Annotated in this window: 21 protein-coding genes; 12 read left to right on the top strand and 9 right to left on the bottom strand. The window is 46.1% G+C overall.

Annotated features, from left to right (window positions below; all coding sequences use genetic code 11):
* Positions 1-74: 74 nt before the first annotated feature.
* Positions 75-902 (bottom strand): DUF3153 domain-containing protein, encoded by an 828-nt coding sequence (locus tag IQ257_RS15690; RefSeq protein ID WP_322744354.1) that lies wholly within the window; start codon positions 900-902, stop codon positions 75-77.
* Positions 903-1,144: 242 nt separating this feature from the next.
* Here IQ257_RS15690 and IQ257_RS15685 point away from each other — a divergent pair, with 242 nt between their 5' ends.
* A complete protein-coding gene (locus IQ257_RS15685; RefSeq protein WP_193874111.1) occupies positions 1,145-6,490 on the top strand; it encodes a PAS domain S-box protein in 5,346 nt (1,781 codons plus the stop codon).
* A gap of 94 nt (positions 6,491-6,584) precedes the next feature.
* Here the strand turns inward: IQ257_RS15685 and IQ257_RS15680 are convergent, their stop codons facing one another.
* Positions 6,585-7,049, bottom strand: a complete 465-nt coding sequence (locus IQ257_RS15680; RefSeq protein ID WP_193874112.1) for a VOC family protein — start codon at positions 7,047-7,049, stop codon at positions 6,585-6,587.
* A gap of 136 nt (positions 7,050-7,185) precedes the next feature.
* A complete protein-coding gene (locus IQ257_RS15675) occupies positions 7,186-7,695 on the bottom strand; it encodes a pentapeptide repeat-containing protein (protein ID WP_193874113.1) in 510 nt (169 codons plus the stop codon).
* A 295-nt stretch (positions 7,696-7,990) separates the two neighbouring features.
* Between IQ257_RS15675 and IQ257_RS15670 the strand changes: the two genes are divergently transcribed.
* Both IQ257_RS15670 and IQ257_RS15665 read left to right on the top strand, forming a co-directional pair.
* On the top strand, positions 7,991-8,764 hold the full coding sequence (locus tag IQ257_RS15670; RefSeq protein ID WP_193874114.1) for a pentapeptide repeat-containing protein: 774 nt from the start codon (positions 7,991-7,993) through the stop codon (positions 8,762-8,764).
* A 20-nt stretch (positions 8,765-8,784) separates the two neighbouring features.
* Positions 8,785-9,336: a YraN family protein gene (locus IQ257_RS15665; RefSeq protein ID WP_193874115.1), complete on the top strand. Its 552-nt coding sequence runs from the start codon at positions 8,785-8,787 to the stop codon at positions 9,334-9,336.
* A gap of 60 nt (positions 9,337-9,396) precedes the next feature.
* Here the strand turns inward: IQ257_RS15665 and IQ257_RS15660 are convergent, their stop codons facing one another.
* On the bottom strand, positions 9,397-9,786 hold the full coding sequence (locus IQ257_RS15660; protein ID WP_193874116.1) for a hypothetical protein: 390 nt from the start codon (positions 9,784-9,786) through the stop codon (positions 9,397-9,399).
* 217 nt (positions 9,787-10,003) lie between these two features.
* Here IQ257_RS15660 and queA point away from each other — a divergent pair, with 217 nt between their 5' ends.
* Complete coding sequence (gene queA, locus IQ257_RS15655; protein ID WP_193874117.1) at positions 10,004-11,212, top strand: tRNA preQ1(34) S-adenosylmethionine ribosyltransferase-isomerase QueA; 1,209 nt, start codon at positions 10,004-10,006, stop codon at positions 11,210-11,212.
* Between the two features lie 87 nt (positions 11,213-11,299).
* On the opposite strand, the gene IQ257_RS15650 is transcribed toward queA, so the two are convergent.
* Positions 11,300-11,965, bottom strand: coding sequence for a phosphodiester glycosidase family protein (locus IQ257_RS15650; protein WP_228060743.1), 666 nt, complete (start codon positions 11,963-11,965; stop codon positions 11,300-11,302).
* A gap of 12 nt (positions 11,966-11,977) precedes the next feature.
* Here IQ257_RS15650 and IQ257_RS15645 point away from each other — a divergent pair, with 12 nt between their 5' ends.
* The 5 genes from IQ257_RS15645 (at position 11,978) to IQ257_RS15625 (ending at position 17,676) form a co-directional block, all read left to right on the top strand.
* Positions 11,978-12,775 carry a pentapeptide repeat-containing protein gene (locus IQ257_RS15645; RefSeq protein WP_193874118.1) on the top strand — a complete coding sequence of 266 codons (798 nt, stop codon included), beginning with the start codon at positions 11,978-11,980 and terminating at the stop codon, positions 12,773-12,775.
* A gap of 125 nt (positions 12,776-12,900) precedes the next feature.
* Positions 12,901-13,401, top strand: coding sequence for a class I SAM-dependent methyltransferase (locus IQ257_RS15640; RefSeq protein ID WP_193874119.1), 501 nt, complete (start codon positions 12,901-12,903; stop codon positions 13,399-13,401).
* Positions 13,402-13,533: 132 nt separating this feature from the next.
* Entirely contained in the window at positions 13,534-14,886 is a 1,353-nt protein-coding gene (locus IQ257_RS15635; protein ID WP_193874120.1) for an AAA family ATPase, read from the top strand.
* Positions 14,837-16,429, top strand: coding sequence for a tetratricopeptide repeat protein (locus IQ257_RS15630; RefSeq protein WP_193874121.1), 1,593 nt, complete (start codon positions 14,837-14,839; stop codon positions 16,427-16,429). The genes IQ257_RS15635 and IQ257_RS15630 overlap by 50 nt, the downstream gene beginning before the upstream one ends.
* A 488-nt stretch (positions 16,430-16,917) precedes the next feature.
* Positions 16,918-17,676, top strand: coding sequence for a carboxypeptidase-like regulatory domain-containing protein (locus IQ257_RS15625; RefSeq protein ID WP_193874122.1), 759 nt, complete (start codon positions 16,918-16,920; stop codon positions 17,674-17,676).
* A 74-nt stretch (positions 17,677-17,750) separates the two neighbouring features.
* Here the strand turns inward: IQ257_RS15625 and IQ257_RS15620 are convergent, their stop codons facing one another.
* The 3 genes from IQ257_RS15620 to IQ257_RS15610 form a co-directional block, all read right to left on the bottom strand.
* Positions 17,751-18,200 carry a DoxX family protein gene (locus IQ257_RS15620; protein WP_193874123.1) on the bottom strand — a complete coding sequence of 150 codons (450 nt, stop codon included), beginning with the start codon at positions 18,198-18,200 and terminating at the stop codon, positions 17,751-17,753.
* A gap of 264 nt (positions 18,201-18,464) precedes the next feature.
* Entirely contained in the window at positions 18,465-18,827 is a 363-nt protein-coding gene (locus IQ257_RS15615) for a DUF5615 family PIN-like protein (RefSeq protein WP_193874124.1), read from the bottom strand.
* Positions 18,805-19,164 carry a DUF433 domain-containing protein gene (locus tag IQ257_RS15610; protein ID WP_193874125.1) on the bottom strand — a complete coding sequence of 120 codons (360 nt, stop codon included), beginning with the start codon at positions 19,162-19,164 and terminating at the stop codon, positions 18,805-18,807. The genes IQ257_RS15615 and IQ257_RS15610 overlap by 23 nt, the downstream gene beginning before the upstream one ends.
* Before the next feature lie 251 nt (positions 19,165-19,415).
* Here IQ257_RS15610 and IQ257_RS15605 point away from each other — a divergent pair, with 251 nt between their 5' ends.
* The gene (locus IQ257_RS15605) at positions 19,416-19,589 is read left to right on the top strand and encodes a hypothetical protein (RefSeq protein ID WP_193874126.1); all 174 of its coding nucleotides are present in this window, start codon (positions 19,416-19,418) and stop codon (positions 19,587-19,589) included.
* Between the two features lie 45 nt (positions 19,590-19,634).
* Here IQ257_RS15605 and IQ257_RS15600 read toward each other — a convergent pair whose 3' ends face one another.
* Complete coding sequence (locus IQ257_RS15600; protein ID WP_193874127.1) at positions 19,635-20,363, bottom strand: HNH endonuclease; 729 nt, start codon at positions 20,361-20,363, stop codon at positions 19,635-19,637.
* A gap of 478 nt (positions 20,364-20,841) precedes the next feature.
* On the opposite strand from IQ257_RS15600, the gene IQ257_RS15595 reads away from it, so the two are divergent.
* The gene (locus IQ257_RS15595; RefSeq protein ID WP_193874128.1) at positions 20,842-21,066 is read left to right on the top strand and encodes a hypothetical protein; all 225 of its coding nucleotides are present in this window, start codon (positions 20,842-20,844) and stop codon (positions 21,064-21,066) included.
* Positions 21,067-21,114: 48 nt separating this feature from the next.
* On the top strand, positions 21,115-21,390 hold the full coding sequence (locus tag IQ257_RS15590; RefSeq protein ID WP_199324368.1) for a hypothetical protein: 276 nt from the start codon (positions 21,115-21,117) through the stop codon (positions 21,388-21,390).
* The last annotated feature ends 23 nt before the right edge of the window (positions 21,391-21,413 follow it).

Genomic DNA, 21,413 nt, shown 5'->3' with positions numbered 1-21,413 from the left:
AATCAGCTCCCCTCTCCCCTGGGGAGAGGGGTTGGGGGTGAGGGGGCATGAAGTGATTGTCAGTCAATCAGCTACTAAATGTCAGACACTGCCTCAGATGCAACGGGTTGAACGGGTGTCCAAGGGAAAGATTTATATTTCACGTAAAAACCAACCAACACTAACAGGACAATAATGATCGTTCCGATTCCCAAAGGACTAGGAAGCCAAAAAACGACTTCCAGACGGTTGAACTGACCGGGGACAAGCTTCCACACCAACTGGCGTCCATCGTCATAAACTTCTGGTGCGATCGTATTCACTCCTTGATTGGCAATTTTAGCGCCCCAAGGTGTCTTCACGTTAAACTGCAAATCCAATAGCGAACCTGGACTAACAATGACGTTGCCATTGGATGAGAGGACAGCGAGCGATCGCAAATCTAGCTCGTAGCGTAATCGATTCCGCTGTACAACAAAAAAATTGCGGCGATCCAGACTTAAATTAGAGTCGAGACTAGGTAAATCCACACTTTCCCCTACCTTAGAGCGAGAACCTATTGGATCAACTGGATTGAAAAATTGGTTATATTTGCCGACTAATTCCTCACCGTTGCTAAAAGGAATAGTCACAACAACTGCCTGATTAGAAAGGTTTTGGGCTTTCCCTTGGAGTTGCCGCGCCCGACGCTGGATACTTTTTAACCATTCGGTCGCTTGAGCATTGCTAAAACTGGTTAGTTGTTCTCCCAACCGGATTTGCTGCACGATCGCGCCGTGGTTTTCATCCTTAAAATTGACTGAGACATCATATTTAACGCAGCCAGAAAGGAGTAAAGATGCTAATAAAACGACCCAAACAACCCGCCAGGATTTTAGCAAGCGAGGTATCAGTGGCATTTTTTTGATACGAGCTGGTTTCACGGACTTTTCTCCTTTTTTCTGGTATTCTACATAATAGGGGAACGTCACAAAAGTTTTTATCAATAAAATATCGGCTTTTTTAGTATTTTTGCTAGGTCAATTTTATAGGGCTAATTTAACAGAATTAACTTAATTATATTAATAAAATTATATCAAAAAATAAGCATAGACTAGTACTCAATTTGTAAATTGAGCCAGCATTAACGCTGCTAGTTAAGTCTGCTACTATAGAGGTAGGGAAATTGCCGCATTTCAGATGGATAGCAATTACCACACTCGGAACAGGCGATCGCTCTCAAACTAGCCGATATTCAAACGATCGCGTTTTACTCCAAACTATGCAATCATTATCACAGACACCGGACAGAGCTGCCAGTCCCTTGTCTATCTATTCCCCCGCTTTATCTGATATTGTTGATCGCCATCCGTTAACCGTGGCACCTGATACTGCGATCGCAAACGTTCTGGCGCAAATGAGCCAAGCGTGGGGCAGTCACTGCCAACTGGGTGACTCCGTGTCAGTCCGAACTATTGCCAGTAGCTGCGTGTTGGTAACAGAAGCAGGGCAACTGGTGGGAGTGTTCACTGAACGGGATGTGGTGCGGTTGACGGCACAGGGGGGAAATCTAGCTGGGGTAACAGTTCGCCAGGTGATGAGCGAACCTCTACACCTTCTCAAATCCCATGAGTTTCGAGATATCTTTACCGTTCTCTCCAGTTTCAAGCAATATCAGATTCGCCATCTGCCGGTTGTGGACGATCAAGGGTATTTGTTAGGCGTCATTACGCCGTCAACTCTACGTTCTGTACTGCAACCGGCAAATTTGCTGAAATTGCGAACCGTAGACGAGGTGATGAAAACGGAGGTGGTTTGCGCTCGGGCAGATGCCTCAGTCCTGAGTTTAGCCCAGTTGATGGCAGAGCAGGGAGTGAGTTGTGTAGTGGTTTGTGAGAGTTCAGGCATTGAGCGTCAACTCAAACCGGTGGGAATTGTTACCGAGCGAGATATTGTACAGTTCCAGGTGTTGGAACTAAACCTCGCTCAGTTGCAGGCATCTGAGGTGATGAGTCAACCCCTATTTTGCCTGAATCTAACTGATAACTTGTGGGTGGCGCATCAGGAAATGCAGCGCAGGTATGTCAGACGTTTATTGGTAACGGATACTGCCGGACAATTGCAGGGAATTGTCACTCAAACCACTTTGCTGCAAGTCCTCGATCCGATGGAAATGTACAGTATTATTGAGAGTTTGCAGCAAACTGTCTGCCAGTTAGAAGCAGAAAAGGTGGAGCTGTTACAAAGCCGCAATAGTGAGCTGGAAGGGTTAGTGCAATCCCGTACTGGAGAGCTGCAACGGCAAGGGGAGCGAGAACGACTGTTAAGTGCGATCGCTCAACGCATTCGTCAATTCCTCAACCTCCAAGAAATTTTTGAGGTAACGGTGAATGAGGTACGACAACTACTCCATTGCGATCGCGTTTTGGTGTATCAGATTGAATCCGACTGGAATGGAACTATTGTCGCTGAATCTGTTGAAAACTTCACCTCCGTCAAAGGGACTCAACTTCGTGATACCTACTTTCAAGATACTCGAGGTGCTGAATATTTGGAGGGACGCCGGCAAGTTACAGCGGATATCTATCACGCAGGATTGCACCCTTGCCATTTGGAGTTGTTAAAGCGTTTTGAAGTTAAAGCTATTCTTACCGTTCCCATTATCATTGATGAGCAATTGTGGGGATTGTTAGTCGCCCATCACTGCGCCACCCCCCGACAGTGGCAGCCTGAGGAACTCGACTTATTAGAGCAACTCAGTGTGCAAATTGCGATCGCTATTCAGCAAGCTAGAGCCTTTCAGAAAATTCAAACCGAACTGGCAGAACGTCAGAAGGCAGAAGCCGTGGCGAAAGCAACTCAAGAGCGCTTGCAATATCTGCTATCTGCAAGTCCTACGGTTCTCTATAGCTGCCAAGCTACTATTCCGTACCCAACTACATTTATTAGTGAAAATATTAGAGCATTAACGGGTTATACCCGTCAAGATTTTTGCAACCAAGCAGATTTCTGGATAACCCACATTCATCCTGATGATAACTCAGCTATTTTTGTCGGATTAGAGCAATTATTTCAACAGGGATATACGACCTTAGAATATCGCTTTCAGCATCAGAATCAAGCTTATATCTGGGTACAAGATAGCCTAAGATTGGTACGAGACGAAAAGGGGAATATTCTTGAAATAGTTGGCTCTTGCATTGATATTTCTCATCGGGTAAACGCTCAAAAACAAGCCCAAACGAGCGAAAAACTTTTAACGTCATTTTATGAATCTGCCCCCGTTGGTTTGTGTATTGCCGATGAGCAATGGCGGTTTGTGCGAGTTAATCCAGCCTTCTGCAAACTGAGCGGCTATCAGGCTGAGGAATTGTTAGGGCAAGCCTTTACAGATTTGCTGCCGCCTGATAGTCCGGGTGAGTGGCAGGTACGGCGTCCAGATGGAACTGTTCTCGATCTTACCATCGCCAACGGCAGCACAATTCAACAAGCTGGACGCTATTTCCGCGTCATCACTATTACTGATATAACAGAACAGAAAAAAGTCGGACAAGCGATTCAATCCATGGCGGAGCGCTTGTCAACCATTATTGAAACGGTGAGTGAAGGGATTACTCTCAGTGATGAACGCGGGTATTTCAGTATCTTCAACTACCAAATGCAAAAAATTACAGGTTATACTCGGCAGGAGGCTAACCGATATGAGGATTTTTTAACCCTACTTTATCCCGATCCAGTTCTGTACCAAATGGTGAAGCAGTGGCAAAAGCAATTGGGGAAAAAAAAGAAACTGCGGAATATTGAGACGACGATTCAAGGAAAAAACGGAAATCGGAAAACCCTGCTTGTTTCTCTATCCGTGATTCATCAAGATGATCAAGAACTCTTTCTAAGTGCCTATCGAGATATTAGCGATCGCAAACAGGCAGAAGAGGCGTTGCAGCGTTTGAACGAACAGCTAGAAAACCGAGTACGACAACGAACAAATGAGTTAGAAAAAACCGTTGAACAACTGCATCGAGAAATTACCGAACGTGAGTACACCGAACGAGCCCTGCAAGAATCTCACCGCAAAATCAACGACATTTTAGAAAGCATTACGGAGGGGTTCTTTGCCCTAGACCGTCAGTGGAATTTTACCCACTTCAATTCCATGTTAGAGCCACTCTTGCAACGTCCGGTATCGGAACTCATCGGCAGGAATATTTGGGAGGTATTTCCCGAATCTGTAGGGACGCAGTTTGATCGCGCTTATCACCAAGCGGCAGAGGAGCAAAAACCCGTTGCCTTTGAAGCCTGTTATCCTCCTGTTAATGTTTGGTTTGAAGTGCGTGTCTATCCGTCTAAGGAAGGACTTTCAGTCTATTTTCGTGACATTAGCGATCGCAAAGAAGCGGAACTGGCATTGCAGGAAAGTCAACGCTTTGTGCAGCGAATTGCCGAGTCTAACCCCAATATTATCTATATTTACGACCTGGGAGAACAGCGCAACGTTTACGCCAATCGTGAGATTGGTACGATTCTGGGCTATACCCCAGCAGCCATTCAAGAAATGGGTTCGCAGCTCTTTCAAAACTTGATGCACCCCGACGATTTAGCGCAACTTCCGAATAACCTACAACGCCTCAACGCTGCCGACGATGGCGACATCATTGAGGGAGAGTACAGGATGAAGCATACTAACGGTCAGTGGCGTTGGCTTTACAGTTGGGATACTGTGTTCAGTCGCACCGACGAGGGTAAACCTAAGCAGATTCTCGGTACGGCATCTGATATTACCGCTCGCAAGCAGGCAGAAGAAGCACTACGGCAACAGATTGAGCGGGAACGATTGATGGGGGCAATGTCCCAGCGCATTCGCCAGTCTTTTGATCTGAATAGGATTCTCAAGACAACGGTAGAAGAGGTGCAACAACTGCTGGCAACGGATCGGGTTTTAGTCTATCAGCTTTTTGCAGAGGGTACGGGATGCGTCATTGCAGAAGGGGTGACTCCTGGATTATCCTTCCCACCCGAAGCGTTTCCAGAAACGTGCTATCAAGCTTATGTCCAGGGGCGGGTATACGCCGTTACCAATCGCGATCACATTCTGCCTTGCATGGTAGAGTTTATGGAGCAGTTTGACATCCAGGCAGAACTGGTCGTGCCAATCGTGCAGCATGATATCCTATGGGGATTGCTGATTGCTCACCAGTGTTCTCACCCTAGAGAGTGGCAGCCGTGGGAAATTGAGTTACTCTCCTCTTTAGCTACACAATTAGCGATCGCAATCAAGCAATGCCAACTTTACGAGCAACTGCGTCAAAATAACGAAATCCTCGCTAGTACAAATGCAGAACTCGCTCGCGCCACCCGCCTCAAAGACGAGTTTCTCGCCAACATGAGCCATGAGTTGCGAACACCGCTTAATGCCATTTTGGGCTTGTCGGAAAGCTTACAAGAGGAAGTCTACGGTTCACTAACTCCAAAGCAGCGCAAGTCCCTGGCAACTATTGAAAAAAGTGGCAAGCACCTGCTGGAATTGATTAACGATATTCTCGATTTGGCAAAAATTGAATCGGGGAAATTGGAACTCCAATTTGTCCCTGTTTCCATTCCACGACTCTGCGAGTCTAGCTTGACCTTTGTCAAACAGCAAGCCTTCAAGAAAAGGATAAAGCTCAATTCCCAATTACTAGAGGGACTTGAACCCATTGAATTAGACGAGCGACGAATGCGCCAAGTGCTGATTAATTTACTCAGTAATGCGGTGAAATTTACGCCAGAAGGGGGAAGCGTAACGGTTGCAGTCCAAGTTGAAACCTCAGACAATACCGACTCTAACTCTCTAAACTCTCAGAACGCAGACATTATCAGTATCAGCATCATTGATACAGGCATTGGTATTGCCAAAGAAGACATGGAGAAACTGTTTCAATCCTTTGTGCAGATTGACAGCAGCCTCTCCCGCCGCCACGAGGGAACCGGGTTGGGTTTGTCGTTAGTGCGGCGGCTGGTTGAACTACATGGCGGCAGCGTCGCCGTTAAGAGTGAAGTTGGTAAGGGCAGTTGTTTTACGGTTAGGCTTCCCTGGCGAAGGAGTAAACGACTACAAGAGACGACAAACTACCAGTTACCCCCTCAAATTCTACCCCTGGAAAGGGCAACAAACCCGAAACACTCAGACACCCCCCTAATCCTGATTGCAGAGGACAATGAAACAAACGTTGTCACTCTGTTTGATTACTTAAGCGAAGCTGGCTATCAGGTAATTGTTGCCAAGCAGGGCAGGGAAGCCGTGAAGATGGCGCAAGAGTATCAACCTTCTTTAATCTTGATGGATATTCAGATGCCGGAAATGGATGGTTTAACGGCTACTCAAAGGATTCGAGCCCATAAACAAACTGCTACTATTCCCATTATTGCTCTGACAGCTCTGGCTATGCCTGGAGATGAAGAGAAATGCTTGGCGGCTGGAGCTTCCTCTTATATGACGAAGCCGGTCAGTTTGAAACAATTGCTGGCTACGATGAAAATGTTGCTAAGGGAATAGGGAATAGGGAGTGGGTAAGAACTATAAATGTACCTCACTACTTTCAGAAAACCCTATAGTACATTCATAAGTGCGATCGCTCCCTTCCCTTCTATTAATCGAGCGGATCGCAGCGAATTTCTACCATAAAGCCATCTGGATCGTAGAAATAAATTCCTCGTCCTGTCGGGCGGCTAACAGGTCCATGATCAATCGGCACTCGATGCTGCTGAAGTACCTCAACGGCTTGGTCAAACAACTGCGGATCGATATCGAAGGCTAAATGATTGGCGCGGGTAAAAGCGCGGTGGGGATTGGGATCGGGAGGGGTAAGCTCTGGTTCCCAAAATAGATCAAGAACGGTGCCATCTGGAGTAACAAAATTAGCAACTTTTCTCGTTGCAACTAAATCACGCAGCGTGGCGGGAACCTCTTCCCCCTTGAGTTCATGAAGACCGAGAATATTACCGTAGAAGTGACGAGATGCCTGCATATCGCGCACATTTAAAGCAATGTGATGGACTCGACGCAAACTTCCTGGGGTAAGGGTAGTGTTGAGGGAATCGTTAGTCGTTACCATAAGCTATTCAACATTCAACTTTTTCTAAAAATTCTTGGCTGTATGACTCACTGACTATCTCCCCTATCTCCCCAGCTACGAGCTGAACTTTCAAGCTGAGCGAAGCCGAAGTCTCCCCCATCTCCCCTGCACCCCATCACGGGCAAAATAAGGTATCACGGGTACTGCGATCCGTTATTGGGTTAGTGCCACTGGCAGATTCACAGAGCTTTTCTTGCTCGTCCTGACGCAGGAAAACGTCGGTAAAATCAGCGCCTTCAATTATTGCACCATTAAATTTGGTATTAAAGGCAAATGCCCCTTCCAGTACAGCATTCTTCAAATTCGCACGGCTTAAACGAGCGGCATCTAAGGTGGCGTTACTTAGGTTAGCGCCCTCTAAGTTCGCTGATTCGAGATTCGCGCCAAAGAAACTGACGCCTTGCAAATCGGCATTGCTAAAGTTACTGTTGCGGAGATTGGTTTTGGTAAAGCTAGCATCCGTCAGCGTGCGACCTGAGAAGTCAGCATTTACGAGATATTCTTTGTCGTAGTTGTCAGCTAGGGCAGGCGTAGCGATCGCCCCGAAACTCCATGCAGCAGTAACGAAGACGAGAAGTAAACTGAACACAGTAACTGGAATATGCAGGTGCTGCCGACGAGTCATATTGTTTCAAGCCACCAAATAACCGTACAAAAACTAGCAATGAACCATTCCATCCTTCAGTACAAGTGATGATGGGTTGGATCACGTCCTTTCTTCGATAATATTACCCTACACCCTGCACCCTACACCCCACACCCTGCTGAAAACCGTCAAGTCAAACATTTCCCTGTCCGAAGCAGCTAATGCTCATTAAGCCATAGAATCGGGATTGACAACCGGAAAAATCGCCTTGGATATTGATTCTATAGAGGGTGGGCAATACCCACCGCTTGAAAACTCTGGTATACACAAACAAATGGACAGGGAAAACCAACTGATTGAGCAATACAACCAGAATCAACGAAATTTTTCTGGGATTAATTTGAAGGGGGCAATGCTGATCACTGAACAGCTCAAGGGTGCTAACTTTAGTAACGCTGATCTGAGTAATGCCTTGTTATTTGGTTCTGACTTAAGCAATACCCTTTTACTGGATGCCAACTTGAGTAGTGCGATTCTGGTTGCCACCAATCTGACTGATGCCATCCTAATTGATGCAAATTTGATTGATGCCAACTTGAGTGGCACTCAATTAATGGGCGCTCAATTAATCAGCGCTAAATTAACTGGCAATACAGCGGTAGGGGTTAATCTGAGCAATGCTAATCTCATTCGGGCTGACTTCAGGAATACTAACTTGTTTAAGGCTAATCTCAGTGGGAGTGATTTGAGTCGTAGCAATTTGAGTGATGCGAATTTGATTGAAGCAGATCTAAGTCATTCGCGGTTAGTGGGGGCTAACTTAAGTGGAGCGGATCTAACTTGCGCTAATCTAACAGGTGCTAACTTCAGCGGCACTAATCTAAGTGGGGTTAAGTTCAAGGATGCCTATTTGAACTTAAATTCACCAGAGTTATTGGCAGAAATTTTGCAGCAAGGGGCTGGGAAAGAAGAAAATAAACACAAAATTGCGGAATTAATCCTTTACTATCGTCAAGGTTGGGAGTTTTTGCTACATCTTAATCATCCCCTAGCAGAATGGGGAGTGGAGACAATTAAAGCGATCGCGGCACCCAACCAGGACTTTTGAGATAAACTATTGCAAGCCTAGTGAATATTTTCCCTGACCCTACCGCCACTTTTCAGAATCAAACGCCTGATATTGGCAAATTAGGAGAACAGCTCGTCGCTGAGTGGTTGCAAGCTCAAGGTTGGGTTATATTGCATCATCGCTGGCGTTGTCGCTGGGGAGAGATAGACTTAATTACCTGCTCTGAAGTTGGAGCAAGGGCGGATTATACAACCCCTTCGGAAACGAACCGCCCACTCAATTCCCTCAACTCTTCCCTATTGGCATTCGTTGAAGTCAAAACCCGCAAGCCAGGAAACTGGGATGAAGGTGGACGGCTAGCGATAACGCCATCTAAGCAAGCTAAACTCCGGCAGACAGCCGAGCTATTTCTAGCGGCACGCTCAGATTTAGCTGACTTTCCCTGTCGGTTTGATGTTGCTCTAGTTAGCTGCCAACGTCTTTCCCAACCTTCATCCCACGCTGCTACTGATGAAGCTGTACAAGTTCCACCTCTTGAGTTAGGTCAACCAATCGTAGCAGCAGGATACCAGCTCATCTTAAAAGACTATATACAGTCAGCCTTTAGTTGACTGACTGTTATTTTGTCTGCCCATGACTTTGACTGAGGACGTTAAATCGGTGTAAGCTAATTAAGCCAAAGTTTCTGGGCAATATCCCAATCCCATCGTGAACTGTTGGCGAAACGCTTCGATGTCGCTCTTATCGGGGCTTCCATGGGAAACCACAGCAACTTGATAGCGGCGCATCACATCAATGGGGGATTGTCCCGTTTCCAGACTCCAAAGAGCCATTTGCAGGCGAATTTCGGGTTCGTAGGGAATGCCTAATTCACTCATGAATGCCCGGAAGTCCCCGTGCTGCTGAGGAGTAATAGGACGGTTCATTTTGACTTTAATGACCCAGCCGTCAATTTGATGAATCACCGTCATAAATTGAACAGGTAGCTGGGACGTGGAGTGGAGGTACTCAACCACTCGCAGAGTCAAGCTAGCATTGGCTAAAAAGTAGAGGTAATCCATAGAGATGCTTGGGGTGGAGTCCAAGGAAGTGCTATACCTTCATTGTGGCAAGACTATACCCCTGAGTGTTAGGGGAGAAGCCCCCGATGTGGAATAGGGGATATACCCATATTTAATCTTCAGAGCTAATATGTGGAACACTTTTTTCAGTCAGTTGAGTCAAGGCTTGCCCAGTAGAATAGCGGGATGACAGGAATTGAACCCAGACTGTGAGCCAATGGATGCCCAATCTCAAAACTCAGAACTCTCTATAGCAGTAGCCGGTAGTTTAGAAACTGGTAAAGACTCGGAAGCGCTGGGAAACCCGAATTCGCAGATAGATCGCTTGCTCTCGAGCTACGACTATGAATTACCAGAAGAGCAGATTGCTCAAACCCCACTCTTGCACCGAGATAGCTCTCGTTTATTGGTCATAGATTCCCCAACTCATCACCAGCACTGTATTTTTCGGGATCTACTACAGCTACTCAAGCCAAAGGACTTGCTCGTTCTCAATAACACCCGCGTTATTCCAGCTCGACTCTATGGTCGCAAATCGACGGGTGTGCCAGTAGAAGTACTGCTGTTAGAGGAACGACAACCCAATTGTTGGCTGGCTCTTGTGAAACCGGGTAGGCGTCTCAAAGTCGGTTCGACGATTTTATTTGAACCGCACCAACCCGTTGAATCTTCCCCATTAGGGAATCAGGAAACTTCTTCACCCCTCCCCATCACAGCGACGGTTGTGGCACGAGATGAAGCGACGAGCGGGCGTCTGTTGCAGTTCGACATACCCATCGGCTTGTCTCTAACAACGTTGTTAGCACACTACGGGCAAATTCCCTTACCCCCCTACATTACTAACACGCAAGCCACCCCGGAACAGTATCAAACAGTGTACGCTCAAGTACCGGGCGCAGTTGCAGCTCCCACGGCTGGACTCCATTTCACGCCAGAGTTATTAAAAGAGTGCCGCGAACGGGGAATTCAGCAGGCGTCAGTAACGTTGCACGTTGGTGTCGGTACGTTTCGACCGGTGGAGATAGAGGATGTTACCCATCACCAAATGCATAGCGAGTGGCTAGAAGTTCCTCCATCAACAGTAGAAAAAATTCGGGCAACTCAAGCGTCGGGAGGACGAGTGATTGCGGTAGGAACAACGGTGGTACGAGCTTTGGAGGGAGCTGCTGCGGGTGGAGAATTACAGCCGTATTGTGGCAAGACGGAATTGTTTATCTATCCAGGCTATCAGTGGCGAGTGGTGGAGGGGTTGATTACTAACTTCCATTTACCGCGCTCTACCTTGTTGATGCTGGTTAGTGCCTTAATTGGGCGTCAGCGCTTGCTGGATTTGTATCGAGAAGCGATCGCTTGCGATTATCGTTTTTATTCTTTTGGTGATGCTATGTTAATTTTGCCAGAAGCTCGCCTAGGAAATGCTATATAAGCGCCTAATTCAAGTACAATCTCCGCTAACTCAGCCAGAGTGACTCCTTCGCTGTAGAGGGGTTGCTTACCATCTACAGCGAAGGAGTCACAATTTCTGCCCCTCTTTATCAAGGGCTACTGCTATCCGTGAATAGGGTTTATCATTGCCATGCCCGGAGAAACTTGCAGTTACCCGATCGCCACGGTTAATAAAAATACTGTTACCTGCAACCGCTTGCATTGTACCCTCTGGACATTCTCCCCGTTCAACGATTTGGGCGCGATCGCTCTCTAAAAAGCACAACACGGGCCAGTTCGCTTGAGGCGGCGAGTAACGGTATCCATTCGAGATAGCTTGTCCTACCACATTTGTGCGATCGCCACTGTGAGGATAGTAGTCCCAAGGAGTCTGTTCGCGGAAGGGATAGAAGAAGTTACCATTGATTGCCAATTGCAGTTTAAACTCCCTGACAAATTCTGATGTAGTCCGTGCAGTCGTTTCCATCTCGTCTGGAGTTGGCGTTCCTGGGGTGACGAACGCTTTAACTCCCGGTGTCGTCAAGTCAACGGTGACGATATGAATCGCAATTGGGCGGGATGATAACCGGATATCCCGTTTGTAAACAATCCCTTGAAACAGCACTTGCTCTACATTCGTCTGGAGTGGACGTAGGATATGTAGCCTGCTGTAGAGTATCAGTGGTACTGCCAATACGCCCATTCCAGCAATGACCAAAAATCGCTTCCAGTGAATCCGGTATCGGTGATTCATTTTCCTGTACTCATGCTCCATTCGCACCCTCTCAAGTTTGCTAACCAAGACTTACGCAACCACTCGTTCAAAGGTCAAAACCTCAACGGTGCAGACTTCAGTGGTTCGGATATTCGAGGTTGTGATTTTAGCTATGCTTCATTGCAGGGAGCTAACTTTGAGCGAGTCAAAGTCGGTCAAACGCCCCGACAGTTCATAACTGTAGTAGGGGTTGCAGTCGTCGTGGCGTTATTAGCAGTAGATGCGATCGCTCGTATGATTTTCGGTTCTTTGGGTCGGACTCCCGGAGAACCCGCTTGGGCTTATATTCTAGCTTTATATATAAGTATGGGTATTGCCGGGGTAGGCTCAGGAATTAGGGGTATCACTGGCACCAAGTCTATTGCCGGACGGATAGCAACGGTGATGTCTGGAACGGCGTCCGGCGCTTTACTCGGTTTCTTCTATGGAGGAAGCACCACAGGGAACAACCCACAAATCGCAACTGCGGCGGCGGTGCTGGGTGGAATGGTAATGGCGGTTATCAGTTTTAGAGCTAGAAATAGGTTAGTCGCCGTTGCCGTTTCAGTTGCTGGGGCTGTAGCGGGGTATGGGTTTGCATTTTTAGTTGGAACAATAGCGATCGCGTTTTTAAGTGTGCAAAAACTGGTAGGGGGAGTTGTCTGGGGCATCCTATCTTTAGGTTTTCTCAGACTGACGATGAACTCCCTTACCTTCGTTGCCAGAGACATTAGAAGTTTTTCGGGAACTTCGTTTAAAGGCGCTGACTTGACAAATGCCGTGTTTGATGTGTCAAAACTTCAGGAATAAGCAAATTCAGCTCTTGCACCTGATGTTCTCAATTGTCCTTTACCCCCCTTGGCAAGGGGGGTTAGGGGGGTAGTGCAAGATACGAGTAAACCCGAAACCTCAACCAAGAACAAAATTAACACCTTATGACCCAGCCCAAACCGGATATAGGCTTCCTCCCAACTTCTGGGGAAGTTGTTGCCGCTATGCTTGCTTTAGCAGGGGTGAGTTCGGATGATATTCTCTACGACTTGGGTAGCGGTGACGGACGAATTGCGATCGCAGCAGCGAAAGAGTTCGGTACTCGTGGTGTTGGTATTGATATCGATCCAGTACGCATCCGGCAAGCCAAGAAGAATGCTAAACAGGCGGGAGTAAGCTATCGCGTGGAGTTTCGCCAGCAGGACTTGTTCGAGAGTGATTTCAGCGAGGCTACTGTTGTTACTCTCTACCTGCTACCTCATCTTAATCTCAAGTTGCGACCCAAGCTATTTCACCAGCTCAAACCGGGAACGCGGGTGGTGTCCCATGATTTTGATATGGGGGATTGGCAGCCAGAACAGGTGATAGAAATAAAGACGTTTGAAGAATCCACGCTTTATTATTGGGTGATTCCCGAGGAGATTCCAGACTCTTTGCGTGGGTAGTGCATCACTCACACCAGTAGAGAATTTCTGGGTCGAGTGTGCTTTACTGTTTTTACTATATAAATGTAGTACGGCGATCGCCTAAAATTTAGTTTTGACTAAGTTCTATCGATAAAGTTAGTCCAAAATTCAATGACCTCATCTAATTATCCACTTGCTAATACCCTAAAAGCTGCCTTTCAAGTTTGTAGCGTTGAGCCGCTAGAGCCTGAAGAAATGGAGCGGTACTATGTGGACTTATCAGCAGCCCGTAAAACCTCAGCAATTGATAGCGTGAGTACGATTTTAGACTTTCAAGAACCCGCAGATTTTTGTACGATTTTGTTTACCGGACATCGAGGGTGTGGCAAAAGTACAGAGTTGAAACGCATTCAGAAGCTATGGGAAGAAAATTACCGCGTTATTTATCTAGAAGTTAATGAAGAAACCGATATTAATGATGCTCGGTATACAGATTTATATTTAATTGTTATCAAGCAAGTCGAGTTTGAGCTTCGTCAATTAGGATTAAGTTTTGATGCTCAATTGCTGAAAAACTTTGAATCTTGGTTTAAGGACATTACCAAAGAAGATGAGCAAAGCGTTGAAAAGTCTGTCAGTATCGAGGGAGAAGCGACACTCGGACCCCAAGCTCCATTTATCGCCAAGTTGCTCGTCAAGTTACTTGCCCAAATCAAAGGGTCGGAAAAGCAAAAAACTACGATTCGTCAAACCTTAGAAAAAGATTTATCACGTCTGAAGGCTGATATTAACCTTTTGTTGGGGGATGCTTACATTAAAATTAGAAGTAAATTTCCTCAATGTAAGGGATTGCTGATTATTTTTGACAACTTGGATCGGGTTCCTCTGGCTGTTGCCGATCATTTATTTCTTGACTATGCGGCTCAGTTACAAGAACTGCACTGTACTCTGATTTATACTGTCCCCATTTCCGTCCTTTGCTCACCTAAAAACCCGTTGAAACAGTGGGAAAGCGACCCCCATATCGTACCTATGGTGAATATTTATGAATTTGAACGCGATCGCTGTGACTTAAACTATAACCAAGCTGGACTCGATGCGGTTGCTAGTCTGATTGAAAAGCGCGTAGATATTGATGCTGTATTTGCATCTCGTGACGTGTTGCTGAAGATGGCAAAAGCGAGTGGGGGACATGTTCGACAATTAATGCAGATGATGCGAACCGCTTGCCAACGAGCGAGTACACAAAAGCATCCCAAAATTGACGCTGATGATGTTACCTATGCAATTAAACAACAGCAATTTAGCTTTGAACGCTTTATTCCTGAAGAACATTATCCTTTATTAGCCCAAGTATGCCTGACTAAGAATGTGAGCAAAGATGAGATTGGTCAGTTGATGCTCTTTAATACCTCGGTTTTGGAATACAACGGCGACAAACGATGGAATTATCCTAACCCTGTGGTGAAGCGAAATGAATTCTTCCAAAAAGCTACCGAGTCAGCTATTTCCGGGCAACCTTAATGCAGAAATCGGACACTTCATCGCAGCGAATCAACAGGAATTTGCTGAGTTGCTCACGTTTGTAGACTTTGCTGAAAAGTTTACCCTGGGTTTGGTGGAGGTGAATTTTCCACCAGATGCTGAGTTATTAATTGAGGCACTAAAGATTAGTCCAGAATGCCGCAATATTCAGTTCGTTACCCTGAATCTATTCGACCCGAATTTGCGCTTTATCCGGGATGAAATTATAAAAATTTTACCAACGATTGAGAGAGAACATGACAAAAAGTTAGTTCTGATCGTGGGCGGACTAGAAAAGTCGATTGGTGTCTTTGGAGACTATCCTCCCGTTTTACAAGACCTCAACTTTGTCCGCGATGCTTATAAAAGAACCGTTCCCCATCCCATATTATTTATTTTGCCCGACTATGCCATCACTCGGTTAGCCAAATTTGCGCCTGATTTTTGGGCGTGGAAGTCGGGAATTTTTCGGTTTAAAACCACTCCAGCCACAAAAGATTATGCGATCGCTCAAACGGCAAAGGCTGAGAACGCAAGAGGAATTACTCGATTAGCGACTCCCGCAGAGCAAGAGCGCATCGATCTATTACACCGCCTGTTAATGGACTATAACCCCACAGGACATCAGGCAACAGGCGACAATCTCCGCCAATGTAGTAATATCTTGCATCAGCTAGGGGTTGCTTATTTAAATCAGAAGAATCCGGGAAAAGCAAGAGATTATTTAGCAGAAGCGGTCAAACTACTGAATGGCGAAGAGTCAGCCTTTTACGCTGAAGTTCTCAACTCATTAGGACAAGCGTATTACCAGCAACGAGAATTTGATAAAGCAATTGATTGTTATCAAAAATCATTAAGGATTTCCCAGAAGCTAGAGAACCGTCGCGGCGAAGATGTTTCTTTGTTTAACCTGGGCAATACTTACCTCGAATTGAGGCAATTTCAACAGGCACGAGACTTCTATCAGCAGTGTTTAGAGATTGAGCAACAAATCGGCGATCGCTACGAGTGTGCCAGCACCTACCACCAATTGGGAATCGTGGCCCAACAATTGCGAGAGTATGAACAGGCAAGGGTTTACTACCAACAAGCCTTGGATATCAAGCTCGAATTTGGCGATCGCTACAATTGTGCCAGTACCTACCACCAATTGGGAATGGTTGCCCAACAATTGCGAGAGTATGAACAGGCAAGGGTTTACTACCAACAAGCCTTGGATATCACTCTCGAATTTTGCGATCGCTACAATTGTGCCAGTACCTACCACCAGTTGGGAATCGTTGCCCAACAATTGCGAGAGTATGAACAGGCAAGGGTTTACTACCAACAAGCCTTGGATATCTATCTCGAATTTGGCGATCGCTACGGGAGTGCTGGCACCTACCACTGTTTAGGATTGCTGGCAGAAGCACAAGAAGACTATGCCGAGGCAAGGGCAAATTTGCAGAAAGCCTTGGAGATATATGTTGAGTTTAAGGATGAGTATTTGGCTGGCATTGCACCGGAAGTATTAGAACAACTACCAGACAATTCTGAAAATTAGTCCTGATTTCCGGCAGATACCCCACTTTTGAATAAACTTCATTCCGCAATCAGGATTTCAACCAAGAAGTCCGGGTTCTGGGTTATATGTTGGGCGCAAGGCTTCATCAGTGTCAATTTAAGCCCTAGCGACTGGAAGTCGCGGCTATAAAAACTAAGTCCGCCTGCGCGGACTAACGAAAAATTAAGGTTGCTGAAACCCGCGCAGGCGGGTTTTGTTTGTGTAGCTGCGGTTTTAACCGCCTAGCTCTGATCATTTCAGTAATTTCCGCAAGCAAAAAGGTAAAAGGGTTTCTCCTGATGTCTGTTGGCTTTCTCATTGGGTAATTCCCGAGGAGATTCCAGATTATTTGCGTGGGTAGTGCATCACGATTCAACCTTTTGCAACAGGGTTGGCAAACATAGCCGTTGCCGTTTCCGATACAGGGTCAACATTCCTGGGAGTGAGCTTGTATAACCGGAGTGTAAGAAGTAGAGAACAGTTCCAAGATGAAAACCTATTGGCGTAACATCGTATTCTGTGCCGGACTGGTATTAGCAATAACTACCCCTGTGCCGGGAGAGACATCTAATCAAACTACCACTCCTTTACCCCCAACTTCCTCCGATGAAGCGATAGCAGAGAGTGTGAAGCCTAAAGACTATCAAAGTGCTTATCAAAACGGTCGGCGTGAAGCTGAAGCGAATATTGCTAATGGCAAACCCAGCATCTATACGGTGGGTTTGCGGGAACCCGGTGGTACAGCCGTTGATCAGGAAACGGGGTTGCCAGTTGTTGCGATCGCGGGTTGTATTGTTGATGATTCCATTTTGGGACGCAGGGATGGGTATAACGATCGCATCAGAGAGTGGGTGGCGACGCAACCACCAGTAGACTCTTCAGAGCAAGAAGATAATTCTCGTTCCCAGGAGAGTGAGTTATCAACGGGGGTAGAGGGACGTTCAATATCAACAACAATGCCAGGGGCTATACCAGTCGGAGTTGAGTGGGTTACACCGATAGTTCATCCGAGTCGGGTCACAATTAGCGTATTTGATGAGACAGGGCGTAAAGTGAGCAGCATTCAACCCGATACAGAGGGAAACTTCCGCATTACCCTGAAGCCGGGAACCTACACGCTTCAACCGGATTTCCCCAAATCTCGTCGGGGTGAGTTCTCGCTATCGGGTCATGAGGAACAAATTGTAACGGTGGAAGCCGAGGGGTTCACATCTGTAGAATTCAACTACACCACCTTGGCTCCTTAATACTCAAGCCGCTAACTTTCTTGGCATTCTCGATGCAGCCTTACTTGTAGGGGGAACGGGTGGTTTTCTAGAATCTATTGATGAATTAAAGGCTCTGCCTCTTCAGCGACTTGGGATGCGCCGCGTTGTGTTTCAGGGTGGCGAGTGTACCAGTAAGCCCAGGCAATAAATACGGCTTGAAAGGGTAGTCTTGCCCAATACAGTAATTGATTTTGGGGAATTCCATCAATGTTGATGTTGTGCAACGTCATGTAGATGTTGGCAGGAAACACGGCGATAAACAGGGCGATGAGTCCCCATGCTGCTGTCACGCTGACAAAGGGAATCATTAAGCCAATGCCGCCGAGAATCTCGAAGAACCCGCTCAGGTAGACGGAGGTTAAGGGGGGAAAGGGGGGCGGGACGATACGTGCATATTGCTCTGGTTTGAGGAAGTGGGTGATGCCGACGATGATGATACACACGGCAAGAATACCCCGGAGAATTTCTTTGCGGCGATAGGTGTTGTGAGGTGCTTGATGCATAGGGAAAAGACGAAAGGTGCTATTACAGGGTAGAGCGTGCGATCGCCATTGTGCGTCTATCGGGAGTTAGCTCTTAATTTTTCCAGATGGGTGGAGTTATGCGCCAGTCGATTTTGTTGACACGGTGAATGGCTTCTTTGAGGGTGAGGCGTGAGATGTTCGAGTTGAGTTGGTACGTTATGAATAGAGCTAACACAGACTGGGTGATATGCGATCGCGCTTTAGGGCATATCAGCTTAAAAGCGATCGCGCCCTACACAGATATTACGGCAAAGGCAGGTAAACAATGCGGTCTTGATATTCATCCTCTTCAGAGGCAAGAGCAGCTAATATCAATTCTTCAAGATTTTCGCCGACGCTTAAATTAGGATTCAGAATAAAAATACCTGGCACATGACGACCTAGCGCCATGTGCTCAACCAAGTGTACTGGCATAGAGGTGCGGTTATTGGTTACCAGCACAAAATTATTCTCTTCACACCAGTAGAGAATTTCTGGATCGAGTGTGCTTTTCGGAGGCGTTTCTGGCTCTCCTACTACCTTGATGACTAGATCAGGTTCTCGTCGTCTAATTTGATTGGGATAGATAGGGTTCACATTCTCATCAATCAGATATTTTAGAGTCATTAGCTTGTTTTTTGGCTTTTCTTTCCGCTCTCAGTTGCCGTAATTTTTCGGAAACTGGTGGGGAATTAAGTCGCTGTTGTTCTCTCATTCTGTGACCGTGTTCTATCCAGTTTTTCATGTAAGCACTGATGGTTTCTTTGTTTTGTAAATAGTAAAGAATTGTGGCGTAGACTTGTTCGAGGGTCAATGTTGTGTAGGTTTGAGCAATTTCCTCTGGAGTGTGACCGCGATCGATGTACTCATAAAGGATAGTTTCAATGCCGATTCTTGAGCCTTTGAGTCGAATATCGCCAGGGGTAAGAAAGTTGAAATAATCAGTAAGTTGCTTGGTTGACATGGGTGGCTCTTGGGATAGTTTTCTTTAAATGTCACTTCTGTTAGTTGGATTGCACTTCTCTACTCAATGGTATCTTTAGCGATCAGCTACGCTGGTGCCGTAAGCAATCGCTCGGCGAGCATAGTTGGGAAAAAGCGATCGCATGAGAGTACCAGCGTAAAGCCTTCGGCATAGCTGACGTTCGTTTCGACGCTCCTTCGTCGCTAACGCGAGAGCTATCGCTACCGCTTCGCTAATGCGTAGAGCGAAGCGTGGCTAGCACCAAGCTGATCGCCCAGCATCCCAATAGGGTTATCGCCCTTTTCCCTTCTCAAGTGCTATCTGCGCTGACTTCTGGCGTGATTGAGAGTATCCTATTGCTCACCTCTGTTTGCTATGGCTTGCATCTACCAGTTAAACAAGTCACACAAAAGCAAGGATTATAGAACCATTTCCTTAACTCTTGCACAACTACCTCTCAACACTAATTTTTATTCTACTCCTAGCTTTCTACGACCCTGCTGTATGAGTTGATTGTAACTGGAGACTACTTCCTTAGCTAACTCATTAATTTTGTCTGCCGCGTCCCAAAAACGCTCCCACTGTTTATGTTTCCACTCTTGAGGAATTCTATTGCGAACTTTACCATCGTTTGAATCCTCAGGAAAAGTATTACGACCAATTTCAATCAAAAAACTAAAGATGCAATGGTCAAGATTTGCCCTAAGTGTTTCCAGGTCTGCATCTATAAACTCAAATTCTGGAAATTCACAAACGTTGTTAAAATTCTTTAAGTCTTCGAGGTACTCTAACGCAAACGAAGAGCCAGCAAAATCATGTTTCCTAAGAAAGAGAATAGAGTTATTACTTGGCAGCATTTTCCGGATTGTAATGAATAATTTCCGGTCTAACTCCATATGCTCTGGAGTTGTTGTAATAAACTGATTATTTCTTACTTTGTTGTACCATCTATCTCTATGTTGTTTTAACTCTGAGTTAGTGTATTGCCTTCCTTTAGGGTGTTTTGGATTATAAGCTTTTACCTCGGCATGGCAATCAAAACAAAGGGGTATGCAGTTGTCATAAGTATCAGCACCTCCCTCTGATTTTTGAATAATGTGGTGCAATTCCGTTTTCATACCACGGAATCTATGGCATATACAGCAGCTTCTTCCACAGTCCAATAACGCTTTCTCTGCAACATCCGCTGAAAATCCCATTAACCTTCCTCTGTTTTAAAAACGTTGGCTGAACATAAGTAGCTTCCTTTGACTAAATATACAGGGTTGCCCATTAGACACATCACCGTACTGCCAGGGGTGAAGCCAATCATGCGGGTCATTGATATCTAGCTAACGTTTTCTGTATGTTCCACAGCTATCAGGAGAGTCTCGCTAAATCTTCAATCAAGCTTCACAACCATTGAAGCTACGTTATTCGATGTGTTCTTACTAACCTTATAACACCTATCTGGCATCGGCAAAATAGCGCAAAAATTTTGGTAAGTATTCCTGAGTCAAAATGTCTGTAGATGCGATCGCAAACTCTTCATGCGATTTCGTACTTTTGCAAACCTACTTTACATTCCAGTGGCGTATGATAATAAGTGACACACAAACCTCAGTCAAACAGCACGACATACACTGAGGTTCAAGGGATGAAGCTACCAGCAAAGTAATTTCACAAAAAGGAATAACCATGTCAGAAGATGATGTGAAGGCTCTAGCCACTATTGCAGGCACGGCTACAGCCGCAGGTACAGGCTCAATAACCGTAGCTACGATTACAGCTCCGGCTGCTGGGATTTTAGGTGTTGTAGGGTTTACCACAACAACAACTGTTGCGTTGCCAGTTGCAGGCATCGTAGTTGCTGGTTGTTTGTTTGGCTTTGGAGTCGGCAAAGGCTTGGGAGTGTTTCAATAGTCCACAAAATTAAGTTCAATTACTTTTGCAAAGGTAGAAAATAAGAACATGAAACCAGAAGAAGTCTTAGCGGCTGGAACAGGTATTGTTAGTGGTACTGTCGCAGGCAGCGCAGCAGCTCTTGGAGCGGTTTCCGCTGCTGGAAGTGTGGCTGGTCTGAGTGCAGCAGGAATGACTTCCGGCTTAGCTGCAATTGGCTCGGTAGTTGGTGGTGGTATGGCAGCGGGAATCGCTATGACAGCAGCAGCGCCTGTCGCAGGAGCTGTAGCTGGTGGTGTTGCTGTTTACCATGCATGGAATTGGCTAACGGGCGGTAATAAGTAATTAGTCAAGCGTTCATGATTCGA

The sequence above is a fragment of the Coleofasciculus sp. LEGE 07092 genome (assembly GCF_015207375.1).
Classification (GTDB): Bacteria; Cyanobacteriota; Cyanobacteriia; order Cyanobacteriales; family Coleofasciculaceae; genus LEGE-07092.
Note: the sequence above shows the minus strand (reverse complement) of the source record. Positions and strands in the feature narration are given on the sequence as shown.